The sequence below is a fragment of the Streptomyces sp. R28 genome (genome assembly GCF_041052385.1).
GTDB lineage: Bacteria > Actinomycetota > Actinomycetes > Streptomycetales > Streptomycetaceae > Streptomyces.
Genome location: NZ_CP163439.1, coordinates 5,758,824 through 5,774,979 on the forward strand (window position 1 = coordinate 5,758,824; position 16,156 = coordinate 5,774,979).

The 16,156-nt window shown below is 69.0% G+C and carries 13 protein-coding genes and 3 pseudogenes; 7 read left to right on the forward strand and 9 right to left on the reverse strand.

Annotation, left to right across the window (positions count from 1 at the left end):
* Positions 1-73: 73 nt before the first annotated feature.
* The 3 genes from AB5J49_RS25690 to AB5J49_RS25700 all read right to left on the reverse strand — a co-directional run bounded on the left by AB5J49_RS25690 (position 74) and on the right by AB5J49_RS25700 (position 3,112).
* The gene (locus tag AB5J49_RS25690; protein WP_369171031.1) at positions 74-895 is read right to left on the reverse strand and encodes an alpha/beta fold hydrolase; all 822 of its coding nucleotides are present in this window, start codon (positions 893-895) and stop codon (positions 74-76) included.
* 220 nt (positions 896-1,115) lie between these two features.
* The gene (locus AB5J49_RS25695; RefSeq protein WP_369171032.1) at positions 1,116-1,682 is read right to left on the reverse strand and encodes an SMI1/KNR4 family protein; all 567 of its coding nucleotides are present in this window, start codon (positions 1,680-1,682) and stop codon (positions 1,116-1,118) included.
* A 134-nt stretch (positions 1,683-1,816) separates the two neighbouring features.
* Positions 1,817-3,112, reverse strand: a complete 1,296-nt coding sequence (locus tag AB5J49_RS25700) for a phosphatase PAP2 family protein (RefSeq protein ID WP_369171034.1) — start codon at positions 3,110-3,112, stop codon at positions 1,817-1,819.
* 1,209 nt (positions 3,113-4,321) lie between these two features.
* Between AB5J49_RS25700 and AB5J49_RS25705 the strand changes: the two genes are divergently transcribed.
* Positions 4,322-5,386: a glycoside hydrolase family 5 protein gene (locus AB5J49_RS25705; RefSeq protein ID WP_369171035.1), complete on the forward strand. Its 1,065-nt coding sequence runs from the start codon at positions 4,322-4,324 to the stop codon at positions 5,384-5,386.
* Positions 5,387-5,532: 146 nt separating this feature from the next.
* Here the strand turns inward: AB5J49_RS25705 and AB5J49_RS25710 are convergent.
* Positions 5,533-5,631, reverse strand: a pseudogene (locus AB5J49_RS25710) (FMN-binding protein); the annotation flags it as partial.
* 64 nt (positions 5,632-5,695) lie between these two features.
* Positions 5,696-6,952 carry an FG-GAP repeat domain-containing protein gene (locus AB5J49_RS25715; RefSeq protein WP_369175257.1) on the reverse strand — a complete coding sequence of 419 codons (1,257 nt, stop codon included), beginning with the start codon at positions 6,950-6,952 and terminating at the stop codon, positions 5,696-5,698.
* Positions 6,953-7,236: 284 nt separating this feature from the next.
* On the opposite strand from AB5J49_RS25715, the gene AB5J49_RS25720 reads away from it, so the two are divergent.
* Entirely contained in the window at positions 7,237-7,917 is a 681-nt protein-coding gene (locus AB5J49_RS25720; protein WP_369171037.1) for a DUF5701 family protein, read from the forward strand.
* A 62-nt stretch (positions 7,918-7,979) separates the two neighbouring features.
* Here AB5J49_RS25720 and AB5J49_RS25725 read toward each other — a convergent pair whose 3' ends face one another.
* On the reverse strand, positions 7,980-8,459 hold the full coding sequence (locus AB5J49_RS25725) for an Rrf2 family transcriptional regulator (RefSeq protein WP_369175259.1): 480 nt from the start codon (positions 8,457-8,459) through the stop codon (positions 7,980-7,982).
* A 214-nt stretch (positions 8,460-8,673) separates the two neighbouring features.
* On the opposite strand from AB5J49_RS25725, the gene AB5J49_RS25730 reads away from it, so the two are divergent.
* Entirely contained in the window at positions 8,674-9,402 is a 729-nt protein-coding gene (locus AB5J49_RS25730) for an SDR family oxidoreductase (RefSeq protein ID WP_369171039.1), read from the forward strand.
* Between the two features lie 64 nt (positions 9,403-9,466).
* Here AB5J49_RS25730 and AB5J49_RS25735 read toward each other — a convergent pair.
* A pseudogene (locus AB5J49_RS25735) lies at positions 9,467-9,694 on the reverse strand (GNAT family N-acetyltransferase); the annotation flags it as partial.
* 190 nt (positions 9,695-9,884) lie between these two features.
* On the opposite strand from AB5J49_RS25735, the pseudogene AB5J49_RS25740 reads away from it, so the two are divergent.
* From AB5J49_RS25740 to AB5J49_RS25750, 3 genes and pseudogenes are all read left to right on the forward strand, one after another.
* Positions 9,885-10,049: pseudogene (locus AB5J49_RS25740) on the forward strand (Chromate resistance protein ChrB); the annotation flags it as partial.
* Positions 10,050-10,221: 172 nt separating this feature from the next.
* Positions 10,222-11,364: an MFS transporter gene (locus AB5J49_RS25745; RefSeq protein WP_369175260.1), complete on the forward strand. Its 1,143-nt coding sequence runs from the start codon at positions 10,222-10,224 to the stop codon at positions 11,362-11,364.
* A 310-nt stretch (positions 11,365-11,674) separates the two neighbouring features.
* Positions 11,675-12,412 carry a DUF2637 domain-containing protein gene (locus tag AB5J49_RS25750; protein WP_369171040.1) on the forward strand — a complete coding sequence of 246 codons (738 nt, stop codon included), beginning with the start codon at positions 11,675-11,677 and terminating at the stop codon, positions 12,410-12,412.
* A 10-nt stretch (positions 12,413-12,422) separates the two neighbouring features.
* On the opposite strand, the gene AB5J49_RS25755 is transcribed toward AB5J49_RS25750, so the two are convergent.
* A complete protein-coding gene (locus AB5J49_RS25755; RefSeq protein WP_369171041.1) occupies positions 12,423-12,719 on the reverse strand; it encodes a zinc-ribbon domain-containing protein in 297 nt (98 codons plus the stop codon).
* 77 nt (positions 12,720-12,796) lie between these two features.
* On the opposite strand from AB5J49_RS25755, the gene AB5J49_RS25760 reads away from it, so the two are divergent.
* A complete protein-coding gene (locus tag AB5J49_RS25760; protein ID WP_369171043.1) occupies positions 12,797-13,708 on the forward strand; it encodes a hypothetical protein in 912 nt (303 codons plus the stop codon).
* Between the two features lie 57 nt (positions 13,709-13,765).
* Here the strand turns inward: AB5J49_RS25760 and AB5J49_RS25765 are convergent, their stop codons facing one another.
* Positions 13,766-16,048, reverse strand: coding sequence for a (Fe-S)-binding protein (locus AB5J49_RS25765; RefSeq protein WP_369171044.1), 2,283 nt, complete (start codon positions 16,046-16,048; stop codon positions 13,766-13,768).
* Between the last annotated feature and the right edge of the window lie 108 nt (positions 16,049-16,156).

A 16,156-nucleotide genomic window follows, 5' to 3' on the forward strand; every position in this document is an offset into this window, starting at 1 on the left:
CGACGACCCCGGGCCGGGGCCGTACTCGAAACCTCCCCTCCTCAACCCGCCGCGCTCATAGGCCACCTGCGCACTACGTGACCGTCGGGGCCTCGCCCCTCATCTCCTCCAGGAACACCGAGAGCGCGGTGTGCAGCGCGTCGGGCTGTTCCAGGTGCAGGTCATGGCCGGTGCCGGGGATGCTCAGGGACACGGTGTCGGGCCGCTGCCGGAGCATCTCGTCGACTTCTCGTGCCGGAATGAAACTGGACTGGGCGAGGACGGCAAGGGTGGGGCACGCGACCTGCCCCCACTCACGCCAGAAGGACCGCCGGGCGTTCTCCGCCAGCGAGCCGGCCATCACGTCCCGGTCGAAGCGGGGCCACCAACCGCCGTCACGCTCCTCCAGCCCGGCCGCCCAGCCCGCGCCGACCCGCCCGCCACCGAGGAACGCGGCTGCCGCTTCGCGCGAGGGGAAGGGCGTCGGCCACGAGTCGAGCCATCCGCCGATGTCCACGGGCGCGTCGGGGTTCGGTCCGCCGGGGCCGGCCTCGATGAGCACGAGCGCGCGGACCAGTTGGGGATGTGCGGCGGCGGTGAGCATGGCCGTATGCCCGCCCAGCGACTGGCCGACGAGGACGGGCCGCCGCAGCGCCAACTGCTCGACCACCGCGATGACGTCGGCGACGTAGGCGGCACGGGAGACGTCCCGCGGGTGCCGCTCGCTGGCGCCGTGCCCGCGCTGGTCGACCGCGACGACCCGATACCGGGAGCTCAAACGCCGTGCCGACCCGTCCCATTCACCCGCGTGACCGGCCAGGCCGTGCAGCAGCACGACGGGCTGACCAGGCCCGCCCCAGTCCCGGCAGACGAGTCGGACACCGTCTCGCACCACGAGGTGTTCGGACCATGCCACGTCGGACTCCAGGGGATCGGTGGGCCTTGATCCGAAACGCGGTGAGTTCTTCTACGGATCTGAGCGCTGAACGGTGTCGATCATTCAATCCTGACGCACTGTGTGCCCCTCCTGGCTGGAACCCCGCACGACAGCCCAGGACTTGTCGACCCAGTCGAGGTACCAGTCAGCGAATCCGACGTCTCCGAGGGGACTGAGCCTTCCGTCCCCCGCCCGCTCGTCAATCCACACTTGCCCCCGCTGCGGACCGGACACGACCAGCCAGTGGAAGGTAACCGCACCCCTCGTGGCTGAGGCACACTGCGCCGGACGAGAACCAGTCGTACAGCCTCTCGTCCGCCTCCAGCCAGGTGCGATACGCCTCATGGAACGCTGCTTCGTCTGCGAAGCCGGACTCGACCGGCTCCTTGCGCTCATGCTCTGCCTGAGCACGCACGCTCTCCTCACCACCTGGAAAAGGGGAGCTCAAGCGCTCGTGGACCGTGCCACGGCCCGGGTCGCTCCACAGCCAGCCGGCATCAGTACGGCCCAGGGTGGTGAGTCCATAGCCGGGCCCGGCACCGCCGGCACCGACTTCGAGGAGGAAGGCGCGGTACTCCACGGGCAGCGAGATACCCCACTGGGCCTCCGCCTCGGCGACCTCGGCCTCCGACAGCGGATCAGCAAGCCAGAAGTGATGCCCCACGCCCCCGTACCGGTCCCACGCCCCAAAGACCTCCCGCGCCTCGTCAGCACGGGCCAGGGCCTGCACCCGCTCCCGGACACCGCTCCGGCCGATCGCCCCCATGAACCGAAGCGTAGGCCAACGGACCTACGCCGGGTGCGCGCGCAGCTGCAGTTGGCTTTCCTCCCGGCGTAGAGGGCGAGCCCCTCTCGGAGTTCGACGACATCACGCTTTCAACCTCGGTAATGCACCGTGGCTCAAAGTGGCTCAGGTTGCAGTTCCGGTTGCCGCGTTGGTGTGACCGCCGGCTCCCGTAGTTTGGCGGTCCGTGCGTATCCATAGATCACTGAGGTCATTGCCAGAATGAGAAGTGGCCCGGATATCACCGGATGTCTTGCCATCTCCATCGGCAGATAGCGGTACGACACGAAGAGCGCGGCGAAGACCGTGGCGCCGTAGATGACCAGCTGGATTCCTGGCCGGTCCCAGCCACGGTCGAGCGAGCGCAGCGCTGCCTCGATGGTGAGCGCGAACACCACGCCGGCGACGAGATCCACGCCGTAGTGGTAGCCGAATCCCAGCGTCGCAGCGAGCGTGGCAATGAGCCAGAACGTGCCCGCGAACCGCAGAACCCGGGGGGCCCTGCGGGTATGAATGAAGATCGCGACAGCCCACGCCGTGTGCAGGCTGGGCATGCAGTTGCGAGGGGTGATCCCGTCGTACGGCATCGGGTGCGGGGTGTTGATCGGTGGCGGCACGTCCGGCCACAGGTTGGCCATCGCCCAGTGGATTCCGCCGGTGCCGGAGGCGCCCGGGCCGTAGGCGAAGACGGGTCCGACCACCGGGAAGAGCATGTAGATGCCCGGCCCGAGCAGGCCGATCACCAGGAAGGTGCGCACCAGATGATGGCTCGGGAAGCGGCCCTCGACCGCCACGTTACGCAGCTGGTAGAGCGCGACGACAACCGCAGCCACCGCAAGCTGACCGTAGACCAGGTGGAGAAGGTGGGTACTGAACGGGCTGGTGGCCTCGACGATCCGGCCGACCAGCCACGACGGGTTGCCCAGCGCATGATCGGCGGTTGCCACATACGGGTCGAGCACTGTCGGCCGAGTCTTCGACGTGATGAGCAGCCAGGTGTCGCCCGTCTTGCGGCCGGCCACGAGCAACAGGCCCAGCCCGACGCCCTTCAGCAGCAGGACGCGTTCCCGGCCGGTGCGGCGCGTGACAGCGATGCCCCCAAAGCCCAACATCACCCACAACGCACCGGTGCCGAACCAATGGCCGTCGGCCATCGTGGCGTCGCCTGCCCACCGCGCCAGCAGGAAGACGAGGTCGATACCGATCGCGGCACCAGCCGCGATGAACCGTTGTCGCCAAGGGAGCACCATCAGCATCAACGCCAAACCGCCGTACAGCGGTCCCGGTTTCGGGGCAAAGACCAGGGCTTTCACCTGGTTGGAAATCGGCCCCGGTTGACCGTAGCGGCGTGCGGCGATCTCCAGCGTGATGAGGAATCCAAGAGCCACCACGCCCGCCGCGACCCACAGCACGGCGCGCCAATGTCGCCGCGTGAGCAGCGCAGTTATGCCGCTTATCCGCGAAAACACCTGTGATGCTCTAGATATCAATCTTTGGCCGCTTTATTCGAATGACTGGGTGGATGGAATGCGATAGAGGCAACCATCGCGAGTTCGAACATGCTATCGGAGTAGTGCGGAGTTGTGGCTTCGGCGGGTAGTTGGTCACGACTGTGAAGCGGTGCTCTGAGGTCCCGAAGCGGGCTCCGCCGTACCGGCTCGAAGCTGATCCGTGGGTGTTTTGTCCAGGGGCTCCTGCAGAGCTACGGATCAGAAGGCTCCTGCACAGGCCGCCAGGGTGGAGGCCAAGGCGCCTCGCGCACGGGGCCCATCTCGGCTATCCGCAGGCTCCGCCGAGCATGCTGGTAGAACTCGGCCCGTGCGGCTCGGTAGTCGTTGAAAGCCAGAGCCCACGATGAGGGGGTGCCGGCCAACTGACCACGAGCGAGCCACTCGAGGTGCCAAACGCACCTGTTGAGATGTTGCACCGCCTCAGCGGTCTCGGCGTTGGTCAGGAGAGTGAGTGCCTCGACCATGGCCGCCCGACGGCCTTCAGCGTTCGCAGCCTGCTCCAACTCCGCCTCGGTCGGTTCAAGAGGTGCCGGATGGTTGGTGAGTCCACGGTGGGCGGCGAGTCGCTGGTAGCGCGTAGCGCACTCCTTCACCGCGTGCCCGTATTCGCCGTAAGCCTGGAGGAGCTGGCTGTCCCAGCGGATCTCCTGCTGCCTTCGCCAGCGGCTGCGTTCGGTAAGTGCCCCAACCGCATAGGACATCAAGCCGCCCACTACTACGCCCAACAGCGTCGGTAGTTGATCAAGGATCCCGCCCATGCGCCCCCCAGCCCTGAGACATCTGAGGGCTCCCTACCCACGCCAGAACCGTCACCATCGGCTCGGCGGTGCAGTAAGCGGCGACCATGCGTACCAGCTCTGCGCTGAGGGAGGCCGGGGAGGCTGAGGGAGATCGATGCAGCTCCGTCATGGCGCGGTCATTCAGCCCGCGGTCGGGCCGGCGGCGCTCTCGGCTCGGCGTGGACGCCCTGACCGGTCGAGATTCATATTGAAACTTTGTGTGTAGATGTGTTGACCTCTGTTCGGATCATCTTCTAGTTTGCGGGAGCTATCGAGCCGTCGACCGTGTCTGCGAGTTTTTCGCGAACGCAACTGATCAGAAGGGGACGCCGTGCCACGAAAGACCCACCGCCGGACAGCTTGCCTCGGTGCATTGCTGGCCTGCGCCACGGCGTTCGGGGGAGCAGTCGCCTCCCCCGCATCCGCCTCCCCCGCATCCGCCTCCCCCGCATCCGCCTCCGGCACTTCCGGCGCGGCGGCCGTGGTCCCCGTCAGTGACTTCCACGGGGTCAACTGGGCCGACCCGCGCGACAACTACGCCGATGACGCGGTCGTGCCGTCGGGGCTGTCGACCTCCGACAGTTACGCCACCACCTACGCCAAGTCCAAGGCGATCATCGGCGGGTTCGCCAAGCTGGGGGCCAACACCGTCCGGCTGCCGGTCAACCCCACCTCCGTCAACGGCCCCTTCTGGAAGTCGTACAAGGGAGCGATCGACGCCGCCACCGACCAGGGGTTCAAGGTCATCCTGGGCTACTGGGAGGCCGACAACGCCAAGGACGGCAAGATCGACAACCAGGCCGCCTACGACCAGATGTGGGCGCGGATCACCTCCGCCTACGTGGGCAACTCCCGGGTGTACTTCGAGCCGATGAACGAGCCGTTCGGTTACACCTCCCAGGAGTGGCGCGACATCGCCGCCCGCTGGGTGACGACCCACCGCGCCGTGCCGCGCGACCGGGTCCTCATCGGAGGGGTCAAGTACAGCGAGGACGTCAAGCCCGTGTGCGCCGACAGCCGGCTGAACGGCACCCGGCTGGCCCTGCACAACTACGGCTTCTGGCACACCGACTGGACCGACTCCGACCAGTGGAAGCAGGACTTCAAGGCGCGCATCGGCGACTGCGCCTCGCGCACCATCCTGGATGAGTTCGGCGCCACGATGACCTCCGGCCTGAACTACACCGGGCCGATCAACGGCTCCAGCGAGATCGCCTACATCCAGGCGGCGACCGACACCATCCGTGAACTGGGCCTCGGCTCGGTCTACTGGCCCGGCCTGCGCAGCGGAGACACCTACTCCCTGACCACCCTCCAGGGCACGGGCACCAACCTCAGCCTGCAGCTGAACAACCAGAGCGGGCTGGACCGCCTGCACTGGGCCTGGAGGCAGTAAGTAACCGGCGGGATCTTCAGGAGCGCCCTTGCGGCTCAGTCGCGGGGGCGCTCCGGCGTGTGGCGAACGGACGGTCGGCCGCTCGGCCGCTCGGCCGGTCCCCGGGGACGGCGGGCTTGCCTCACCACGTCCGGTCGACGACGTGTTCAGACACCAGCCCGGTCCAGGGCGCTCTGCAGGGACTGCTGGTAGCCCGCGCTCGTGTACGTGGCGCCGGACACGGTGTCGATGTCCGCGCTCCGCGCCACGGCCGGTGCGAAACGTCACCCGGAGACCGGTGCGCGCGCGGCGTGGTTGTACAGGTGATCCCTACCGCGCCAGGAACTCCGAGCTGGAGAACCTGACCGACGGCTCCGCCGCCACCAGCCCCTTCTTCGTCCCCGGGTACACCGCCACCGTGTCCTTCGTCTCGCCGGTGAACGTCCGCACCACCAGGTCCGCCCGCCCGTCCCCGTCGTAGTCGCCGACCGTCACGACGCGCGTGGTGCCCTGCGCGGGCGGCTCCACGGTCACCCTGCCCGCCGCCGCGACTCCTGTCGTACGGCCTCGGAAGACACGCAACCGCGAGCCGCTGGAGACGAGTTCGCTGAGCCCGTCGCCGTCGAAGTCGGCGGCGTCGAGCACGGAGCCGGGGACTGCGAGGGTGCCACGTGCGGCCGTGGCCGGGAGGTCGTAGCGCAGGGACGTTCCGTCCATCGTGCCGATCGCCGCGTCGAGGGCGGCCTTGCCCTTGCCGAAGGCGCCGAGGGCTACGTCGATGCCGGCGGGGAGGACGACTCCGGTGCGGGTGGGTCCGGCCGGGCCGCCGAGGACCACGGCTGATGTGCCTGTGCCCTGTGCCGTACGGACCACCAGGTCGTCGTATCCGTCGTGGTCGACGTCGGCCGCCGGGCCCTTGGGGGCGTTGCCGGGTGCCGGGATGGGGGCGGCTGCCGCCCTGGGCTTGCCCTTGCGGGTGAACGGGCCCTGGAGGAAGGACAGTTGGACGTCCGAGGCGTGGACGACCAGGTCCTGCGCGCCGTCGCCGTCGAAGTCGCCGCACACCGGCTGGTCGGGCCAGTCGTTGCCGGCGCGGGCGGCGGCGGGGATGGTGAGCTTGACCGCCTTGCCGGTGAGCCCGTTCGGGGAGCCGAAGAGGAGTTGGAGGGGGACCGGGGGCCGGCCTTGGCCGTCGTAGGGCGGGTCGGTGGAGACGACCAGGTCCGTGAAGCCGTCGCCGTTCAGGTCGCAGGTCGCTTCCGCGTCGAAGACGGCGGGGAGTTGGCCCTTCGTCGGGGCCGCCTGCCGCTGAGGGCTGAGCAACTGCCGCGCGCCCGGAGTGAGCCCGCGGGTGCTGCCGTAGACGATGCCGATGCCCGGGTCGTCGGCGTGGGCCTGGGACTTGACCAGGTCGTTGAGGACGAGGTCGCGGTGGCCGTCGCCGTTGAAGTCGTCGGCGGTCTTGCTGCCCTTGCCGTGCGGGATGGGGAGTCGGGCGGGGGCGTCGGCTATCCGGACGGAGGTGTGCGGGGTCGGCTCGGCGTTGTCGCTGTGCTGGGTGGGACCGCAGGCGGCCAGAGCGAGGATGCCGAGAGCGCCGAGGGTGCCGGTCCTGGCCGCCGTACACTTCCCGCTTCTCCGCGTGCGCACCGCTCACCTCGTCAGCACCAGGGTCAACAACTGGGTAATCATGCACGCGTTCGAGAGGGGGCGACAGTCCCTGTGCCGGGATGAGCGATGTGCGGGTGTGATTACCGGGAACATTCCGGCAGAACGCCCCGTTGACCTCAGGTCCGCCCGCTGCCGCTGCCGCTGCCGCTGCCGCTGCCGCTGCCGCTGCCGCTGCCGCGAACCGCCGACCGAGGAGTCCTGTGACCGACAGTTCGTCCCACGCCACCGTGACCTCGCTCCCGCCGCTCACCACCCAGGCGGAGCGCCTGATCGAGCTCGGAGTGCACGAGCTCGCGGGGATACCCGCCGACGAGCTGCGCACCTTCGCGCAGGACGCCGGCAGCGCAGACGCGGAGGACGCCGGCAGCGCAGGCGGCGACTCGCTGCTCGCCGTCCATCCTGACCGCGCCCCCGCGTCCGCCCTCGCCCCGCTGCTCCGCCACGACGGCAAGCCCGGCTTCGTGGTCGTCGACATGCCCGACGTCGACGGTTTCGCCCCGGACACCGTCGAACTGCCCGACGCTCCCCTCTACGTCGTCACAGGGCTCGACCGCGGCGACCGCATGGCCAACTGGAGTCCGGAAGAGGCGCTGCCCGCCCTCACCCAGGAGGACCGCACCCCGCTGCTGCTCACCGAAGGCATCCACTGGGTGCTCCAGCAGCCGCCCATCCTTGAGCGCAACCGCTGCTTCATGACCATCGGCTCCCGGCTGCGCAAGGCGAACGGCGCCCTGGACGCCCGTACCCCGGCGATCTGGATCAGCAACGGCACGGGCCGCGATGGCCGCGAGCGGCGCGACGCCCCGAAGGTCGGCTGGTGCTGGTGGGGCAACCGCCACACGTGGCTGGGCTTCGCGTCCGGTACGGGCCGTACCCACTAGCTGGCAGGTACTTGGTAGCGGGTACCAGGTACCAGCTACTTCCTCGGTCTCCGCCCGCGCTCTCAGCCCTGCGACGCCGCGGTCAGCCACGCGCCGACGCGGGGCAGTGCGGTGGGGCCGGACGTGGCGTCGACGTCCTGGACCAGGTCGGCGATCGAGACGGCGCGCAGCGCTTCTCGCCAGGCCGCGTCCGCCCCGGCCATCGCGCGGGCGATGGGGCAAGGTGTGGTGCACGCCTCGGCCGGGGTGGCCAGCGGGCCGCGCTGGCGGATCTCCGTGCAGGTGAACGCGGGGCCGGGGCCGTCGACCGCTTCGACCACGTCGAGCACGGTGATCGAGGCGGCCTCCCGGGTGAGTACGTAGCCGCCCGCCTTGCCCTGGACCGAGCGCACGAGCCCGGCCCGGGAGAGGGCTTGCAGCTGTTTGGCCAGGTAGCTCGGCGACACGTCGTGCAGCTCCGCCAGCTTGGTCGCCGGGACGGGCTCGTCGACCGACGTGAGCACGACGCAGCAGTGCAGGGCCCACTCGACTCCGCCGGACATCTTCACTCGACCACTCTAATCAGGCTCTCCGGCCAGGCTGTCCGCCCAGGCTCTCCATCCAGGCCATCCAGGCCGTCTCCTCACGGGCGCTTGACTCGGATAGGAGGTGTCCGAGTATAGTCCCGGACAGAAGATGTCCGAGTTTGGTAGATGCAGCGCCCACGCGGTGGTCCATATGCCACATTGCGGATAACTCACCGGCGAAAGGCATGTCATGAAGTTCGCGGTCATCGGCGGAACCGGACTCATCGGGTCGCAGGTCGTCAGGAATCTGAACGCCGCCGGGCACGAGGCGGTACCGCACTCGCAGTCCACCGGAGTCGACGTCATCACCGGCCAGGGACTGGACGAGGCGGTGGCGGGAGCGGACGTCGTCGTCAACCTGACGAACTCCCCGACCTTCGACGGCGCCTCTCTGGCGTTCTTCCAGACCTCGATGGAGAACCTGCTGGCCGCGGCCCACAAGGGCGGCGTCGGCCACTTCGTCATCCTCTCGATCGTCGGCGTGGACCAGGTGCCGGAGCTGGACTACTACCGGGCCAAGAGGCTCCAGGAGACCGTCCTCGAGGCCGGCCCGATCCCGTACTCGATCGTCCGGGCGACGCAGTTCATGGAGTTCATGGACGCCGTCCTGTCCTGGACCGCCGACGGCGACACCGTCCGGTTGCCCGCCACACCGATCCAGCCCATCGCCGCCGCGGACGTGGCCCTGGCGGTGACGGAGGTCGCCGCGGGCGCCCCGCTGAACGGCATCCGCGACATCGGCGGCCCCGAGATCTTCGCCCTGGACGAGCTGGGCCGGATCACCCTGTCCCACAAGGGCGACAGCCGTACGGTCGTCACCGATCCCAGTGCCGGCATGTTCGCCGTCGTCAAGGGCGACGTCCTCACCGACAAGGACGCCCGACTCGCCCCCACGCGCTACGCCGACTGGCTCTCCTGAGAGTGCTCGTGGATGACTGCTCCGGATCCTGACAGCGCGTTCGACGGCGGCTGGATCATCGACGTCACGCCGACCCGGGGTCCAGCTCGTGCACCATGAACACGTCCACCGGATCCTCGGTCTCGACGGTGAACCCGTGCCGCTCGTACAGCCGTCGGGCCGCACTGCCCCGCAGCACGTTCAACCGGACGAGGACACCGCGGCGGTCGCACCGCTCCAGCAGCTCGCGCAGCACGCCCGAGCCGATGCCGCCGCCCTGAAGGTGCGGGGCCAGATAGAAGTGCTGCTCCAGTCCGCCACGATCAGCACGCTGGCTCGCACGCGAGGACGCCTGCCCGGCCGCCCCCTACCCTCACGGATGCGACGGTTGCTACGTTCCGAGGTGTGACTGAGAACGTCGGCTCCTCGCCTCCGGCTCCGGCTCCGGCTCCGAGGGCAGCGACGTGCGGGACGGAGCGCGTTGGATCGTCCTCGTCGTCAGGGTGCCGGCCGAACTGGAGGAAGAGGAGCAGTCGTTGGAACGGCTGCGGCGCCGGTACCGGGACCTGACGGCGAGGGATGTGTTCGGTGCGCCCGAGGCCGTGGCGGCCGGTGAGCGGCTCAAGGGATGCGCGGCCGCGTGCGAGGGTTACACCGAGCGCGTCTTCGCCGAGAAGTCGCAGGACCGGCAGTCGCAGGACCGGACGCTTCTCGACCAGCCCCCCGCAGGCCCCAGCCCCAGCCCCGCGGCCTCAGCCCCCCCCCGGACGGCGAGGACCCATGACCGCAACGCCGGACCGACAAGCCGCCCCCGCCACAGCCCCGGCCCCCGCGCCCCAGATGTGGCCCCTGTACGCCGCCGGTTTCACCACCGCCTTCGGTGCGCACGGCATCGCCGCCAATCTCGGTGGCTACTCCGACGACGCCGTGACGTCCCTCCTCGTCCTCGGCGGCCTGCTCGCCCTGTACGACGGGGCCGAGGTGTTGCTCAAGCCGCTCTTCGGCACGCTCGCCGACCGGATCGGGGCGCGGCCGGTGCTGCTCGGCGGCCTCGTCGCGTTCGCCGTGGCTTCCGCCGCGTACGTCGTCGCCGACAGCCCCGGCTGGCTCTGGGCCGCCCGGCTCGGTCAGGGTGCCGCGGCCTCCGCGTTCTCGCCGTCCGCGTCCGCGCTGGTCGCCCGGCTGAACCCGGCGGCCAAGCACGGGCGGGCGTTCGGCAGTTACGGCTTCTACAAGTCCATCGGCTACACCCTGGGCCCGCTGCTCGGCGGCGTCCTGGTCTGGGCCGACGGCCTGCGGCTGCTGTTCACGGTGCTGGCGGTACTCGGCGCGGCCGTCGCGCTCTGGGCCGCGCTCGCCGTCCCGCACGTACCCCCGCTGCCCAAGCAGCGGCAGACGGTCCTGGACCTGGCCCGGCGCCTGGCCGACCCGGCGTTCCTGCGGCCCACGGCCGCCCTGGCCGGCGCGACCGCCGCGCTCTCCGTCGGCGTCGGCTTCCTGCCGGTCTCCGGCGCCGCCGCCGGGCTCGGCACGGTCGCGACCGGCGCCGCGGTGTCGGTGCTGGCGGCCTGCGCGGCCGTCGTGCAGCCGAAGGCCGGGCGAGCCCTGGACGACGGCCGCCTCACCGTCCGTTCCGGCCTGACCGCCGGGCTGCTGATCACGGCGGCGGGACTGGCCTGCGCCATGCTGCCCGGCCTGACCGGTGTCCTCCTCGCCGCCACCCTGATCGGCATCGGCACCGGCCTGATCACCCCGCTCGGCTTCGCCGCCCTGGCCGCCTCCACCCCCGCCGAACGGCTCGGCCAGACCATGGGCTCCGCCGAGCTGGGCCGCGAACTCGGCGACGCGGGCGGCCCGCTGCTGGTCGCCGCCGTCGCCTCACTGGCCACCCTCACCTGCGGCTACGCCGCCCTCGCCCTCCTCCTCGCCACCGGCCCGGCCCTCGCGGTGGTCCGCCGGAGCCGAACTTCCGGATATCAATAACAACGCATCACACATATTCCGAATTTCATCGCCCGGGCCCGGTCGTTGGATATTCCAGATAATCACCGTTGACGGATATTCCCCCGAATGCCAGATGTCCTGCACGGCGTGGCGCTCGTTGATGTGGCGTGACTTGGCGGGAAACACATGTAGATGAGGATCATCCGTTCCGCTTGCGGCAGGCAGTTGATCAGACCGCTGCGGAAGGCATCACGCACTGCTCTGACCTGCTCGATGACTTTCTCAGAACCATCAGCCGCATGGAGAGTGAATATTTCCGTGCGGCGATGGAGGGGGAGAGGTTCTAGGAATGCGCACCGACTACGAGGCGGTCGACGAACAGCCTCATTACACGCACCAGCTCGACATGCAGAATCTCTGGCACGTCCCTGATTCGACGATCTCGTCGTCGGGCGGCTGGGATCTGGACGAAGAGCTGGCCCAGATGCTGAACACGACGCAGGGCCTGACGATTCCGGGGCTGTCGGCGCAGGGCATGGATCCCGCTCCCGCTCCGGCTCCCGCCCCGCCCTCGCCGGACAGTGACCGGCCCCTGCCCCGCCCGGTCCATCGCCGGCGGCCTCAGCCCAGCGCTCACGTCCTCCCCAGAAACCCGAAGATCATCACCGTCGGGGTCCTGGTCACACTCATCACCCTGTGTGCGGGCACGATGCTCACTTGGTCAATCTCGTATTCGTACGATCAGCTGCGCTCCATCGCGCTGCTCGTGGTCTCGCCGAATCTGGCCCATTGGTGGCCGTTGACGGTGTACGGGCCGTGGCTGCTGGCAGGGCTTTCCATTCTGCGGGCATCCGTCCAGCGCCGAACCGCTCGCCGTTCCTGGGCTGTCATGCTCGTTTCCTCGGGCACGGCGGTGGCTCTGTGCATCGGCCAGTCGCCGCATTCCCTGCTCGCGATGGTGGTCGTCGGAATTCCGCCGATCACCGCCCTGGTCTGCTTTCGCGAGCTCGTCGGACAGTTCTCGTCGCGGCCCGGCCCCCGGCATGCCGCTGACACGGTGAACGGGCCCAAGCAGCCGAGGTCGTAGCCGCGCAGGGTCAGGACTGGTACGGCTGCTGCGGCTGCCCGTGCTGCTGCTGACCGCCGTAACCGCCACCGGCGACGGCCTGCGTCTGGAGCTGCTCCGCCTGCTCCTTGGTCACCTTCTGCTCGGCGCCGCAGAAGGTGCACTGCGTCGCGTACTTCGTCGAGATCGGGAACAGCGGCACGAAGAACAGCGTGAACTTCGTGACGCGCTTCCTGAGCGTGTGCGCGGAGGGGTTCCCGCAGTGGCCGCACACCAGCGTGAGTATCGCCAGCTGGTAGAGGTAGCCCTTGGTACCGAAAATGATCACGCTTGGGTCCTTTCTGATCAGTTCCTGCCGTACAGTGCCCGCGGCGGGCGATGGGGACACCCCTCGGGGGAGGGCACATGAGTACTGCACTGGTGTGGATCGTACGGCTGTGCGCGTCGGCGGGGTGGATCGCGACGGCCGTCGCGTGTACGTGGCTGCTGGGGGCGAGCGCCATGTCGCGGCCCTGGCACGAGCCCCTCGTCTGGGGCGCGGTCGCCGCGGGATGTGCGGTGGTGCGTGCGATCGCGCTGTGGGGGCTGCGCGACGAGCCCGACGACGACGCGTTCAAGGGCGACCTCTGGGTCAAGCTCCGCACGGGGGCGGTCTGGCTGCTCGTGACATTCTCCTCCGCCGTGTTCTTCGTCGCCCTGCTCACGTCCGCCAATGCGGGGGAGAAGCTCGACGCCCTGCGCGACGCCGGAGCCGAGGTCAGCAGCGCAAGGGTCGTGGAGCGGCAGTCGACCCGCGAGGAGTCCGACGGCGAAGGCGGCGTGAAGGGGTACGCGTCACGGCTGGTGGTCTCCGTGCCCGGCGGTGCCGAGCGGCTCACCGTGCGCGGCGCGTACACGTACGAGAAGCCGCGCCGGGGAACCGAGCTCGACGTCCTGTGGGCCCGGTCCGCGCTGGAGCTCGGCGGGTACGCCAACGAGAGCAAGGACCTGCACGCGCTCGCCGGGAATCGCTGGAGTGCCTTCCAGGACGACGAGTTGGGCACCGGGTCGGTGATCGCCTTCGTCGTCATCGGGCTCATCGGCGCCGTCCTGGGCCTTGTGTTCACCCTCGTGCCCGACGCCTACGACCTTCAGGAACTGGCCTGGTCGGCCCCGCTCCAGACCGTGCGCGCCGTGCTGGCCGGGGCGCTGTTCTGGGGCTGGCTTCCCCTGCTGCTGGGACAGACCCCGAGCATCCCCCAGATGCTCTGCGTCATCGGCGCGTTCGTCCTCGTCCTGCTCGGCCACGTCTTCACCTCGGTCCGCAGCGTCGGCTGACATACGACGGCGCCCCCTGCCCGAGATGGACAGGGGGCGCCGGGACGGCCGTAGCGGCTACTTCACCGGCTCGGGCTCCGGCTCGCTCTCCGTCTTCGCCGCGTCTTCCGGGTCCACCGGCGTCTTGACCGAGTCCAGCAGCAGCTGGGCGACGTCGACGACCTGGATGGACTCCTTGGCCTTGCCGTCGTTCTTCTTGCCGTTGACCGAGTCGGTCAGCATGACGAGGCAGAACGGGCAGGCCGTCGAGACGATGTCCGGGTTGACCGAGAGAGCTTCATCGACACGCTCGTTGTTGATGCGCTTGCCGATCCGCTCCTCCATCCACATCCGCGCACCACCGGCACCACAGCAGAAGCCGCGCTCCTTGTGACGGTGCATCTCCTCGTTGCGGATGCCCGGGACGCTGGCGATGATCTCGCGCGGGGGCGAGTAGATCTTGTTGTGGCGGCCCAGGTAGCAGGGGTCGTGGTAGGTGATGATGCCCTCGACCGGGGTCACCGGGACCAGCTTGCCCTCGTCCACCAGGTGCTGGAGCAGCTGGGTGTGGTGGATGACCTCGTAGTCGCCGCCGATCTGCGGGTACTCGTTGCCGATCGTGTTGAGGCAGTGCGGGCAGGTGGCGACGATCTTCTTCGCCGACTTCGGCTTCTTCGACTCGGGCGTGACATTGCCCTCGTCGTCCGTCTCCTCGCCGAACGCCATGTTCAGCGCCATGACGTTCTCCATGCCGAGCTCCTGGAAGAGGGGCTCGTTGCCGAGGCGGCGGGCGGAGTCACCGGTGCACTTCTCGTCGCCGCCCATGATCGCGAACTTCACGCCCGCGATGTGGAGGAGTTCGGCGAAGGCCTTCGTCGTCTTCTTGGCGCGGTCCTCGAGGGCACCCGCGCAGCCGACCCAGTAGAGGTACTCGACCTCGGTGAGGTCCTCGATGTCCTTGCCGACGACCGGGATCTCGAAGTCGACTTCCTTCAGCCACTCCAGGCGCTGCTTCTTGGCCAGACCCCAGGGGTTGCCCTTCTTCTCCAGGTTCTTGAGCATCGTGCCCGCCTCGGACGGGAACGCGCTCTCGATCATCACCTGGTAGCGGCGCATGTCGACGATGTGGTCGATGTGCTCGATGTCCACCGGGCACTGCTCGACGCAGGCGCCGCAGGTGGTGCAGGACCACAGGACGTCAGGGTCGATGACGCCGTTCTCTTCCACGGTGCCGATCAGCGGGCGCTCGGCCTCCGCGAGGGCGGCCGCGGGGACGTCCGCCAGCTGCTCCTCGGACGCCTTCTCCTCGCCCTCCATCGTCTTGCCGCCACCGGCCAGCAGGTACGGCGCCTTGGCGTGCGCGTGGTCGCGCAGCGACATGATCAGGAGCTTGGGGGAGAGGGGCTTGCCCGTGTTCCAGGCGGGGCACTGCGACTGGCAGCGACCGCACTCGGTGCAGGTGGAGAAGTCCAGCAGGCCCTTCCAGGAGAACTGCTCGACCTGGGAGACACCGAAGACGTCGTCCTCGCCGGGGTCGGTGAAGTCGATCGGCTTGCCGCCGGAGGTCATGGGCTGGAGGGCGCCGAGTGCCGTCTCACCCGTCGCGTTGCGCTTGAACCAGATGTTCGGGAAGCCCAGGAAGCGGTGCCAGGCCACACCCATGTTGGTGTTGAGCGAGACCGTGATCATCCAGATGAACGAGACGCTGATCTTGACCATCGCCGTGAAGTAGACGAGGTTCTGCAGCGTGCCGACCGACAGGCCCTTGAAGGCCAGGACCAGCGGGTACGAGGCGAAGTACCCGGCCTCGTAGCCCTCGACGTGGTGGATCGCACCCTCGAGGCCGCGCAGCACGTAGATCGCGAGGCCGATGGTGAGGATGACGTACTCGACGAAGTAGGCCTGGCCGGCCTTGGAGCCCGCGAAGCGGGACTTGCGGCCTGCCCGCGACGGCAGGCTCAGCAGGCGGATCACGATGAGTACGGCGATGCCCAGGATGGTCATCACGCCGATGAACTCGGTGTACATCTCGAACGGCAGGAAGTCGCCGATGACCGGCAGCACCCAGTCGGCCTGGAAGAGCTGGCCGAACGCCTGGGCCAGGGTCGGCGGCAGCGTCAGGAAGCCGACGGCCACGAACCAGTGGGCGAAGCCGACGATGCCCCACCTGTTCATCCGGGTGTGGCCGAGGAACTCCCGCACCAGGGTCACACTGCGCTGGTAGGGGTTGTCGGTCCGGGTGCCGGCGGGCACGGGCTGGCCGAGCTTGAAGTACCGGACGAACTGGCCGATGGCGCGTGCGAGCAGCGCAACGCCGACCACGGTCAGCACCAGCGACACGATGATCGCGGCGAGTTGCATTTCGGGGCTCCTCGGGCCTGCGAGGGGTGGTTCGAGGGGGTCCTCGACATTACGGAGGCGACATTACTAAGCGGTAACTTAATCAGTCCGTCTGAGACTACCCGCATC

Excerpts from the sequence above, each read along its gene's own strand:
- AB5J49_RS25760 (WP_369171043.1), top strand. The coding sequence starts at position 12,797 with ATGAGTACTGCACTGGTGTGGATCGTACGGCTGTGCGCGTCGGCGGGG.
- AB5J49_RS25745 (WP_369175260.1), top strand. The coding sequence starts at position 10,222 with ATGTGGCCCCTGTACGCCGCCGGTTTCACCACCGCCTTCGGTGCGCAC.
- AB5J49_RS25750 (WP_369171040.1), top strand. The coding sequence starts at position 11,675 with ATGCGCACCGACTACGAGGCGGTCGACGAACAGCCTCATTACACGCAC.
- AB5J49_RS25765 (WP_369171044.1), bottom strand. The coding sequence starts at position 16,048 with ATGCAACTCGCCGCGATCATCGTGTCGCTGGTGCTGACCGTGGTCGGC.
- AB5J49_RS25695 (WP_369171032.1), bottom strand. The coding sequence starts at position 1,682 with ATGGGGGCGATCGGCCGGAGCGGTGTCCGGGAGCGGGTGCAGGCCCTG.
- AB5J49_RS25730 (WP_369171039.1), top strand. The coding sequence starts at position 8,674 with ATGAAGTTCGCGGTCATCGGCGGAACCGGACTCATCGGGTCGCAGGTC.
- AB5J49_RS25725 (WP_369175259.1), bottom strand. The coding sequence starts at position 8,459 with ATGTCCGGCGGAGTCGAGTGGGCCCTGCACTGCTGCGTCGTGCTCACG.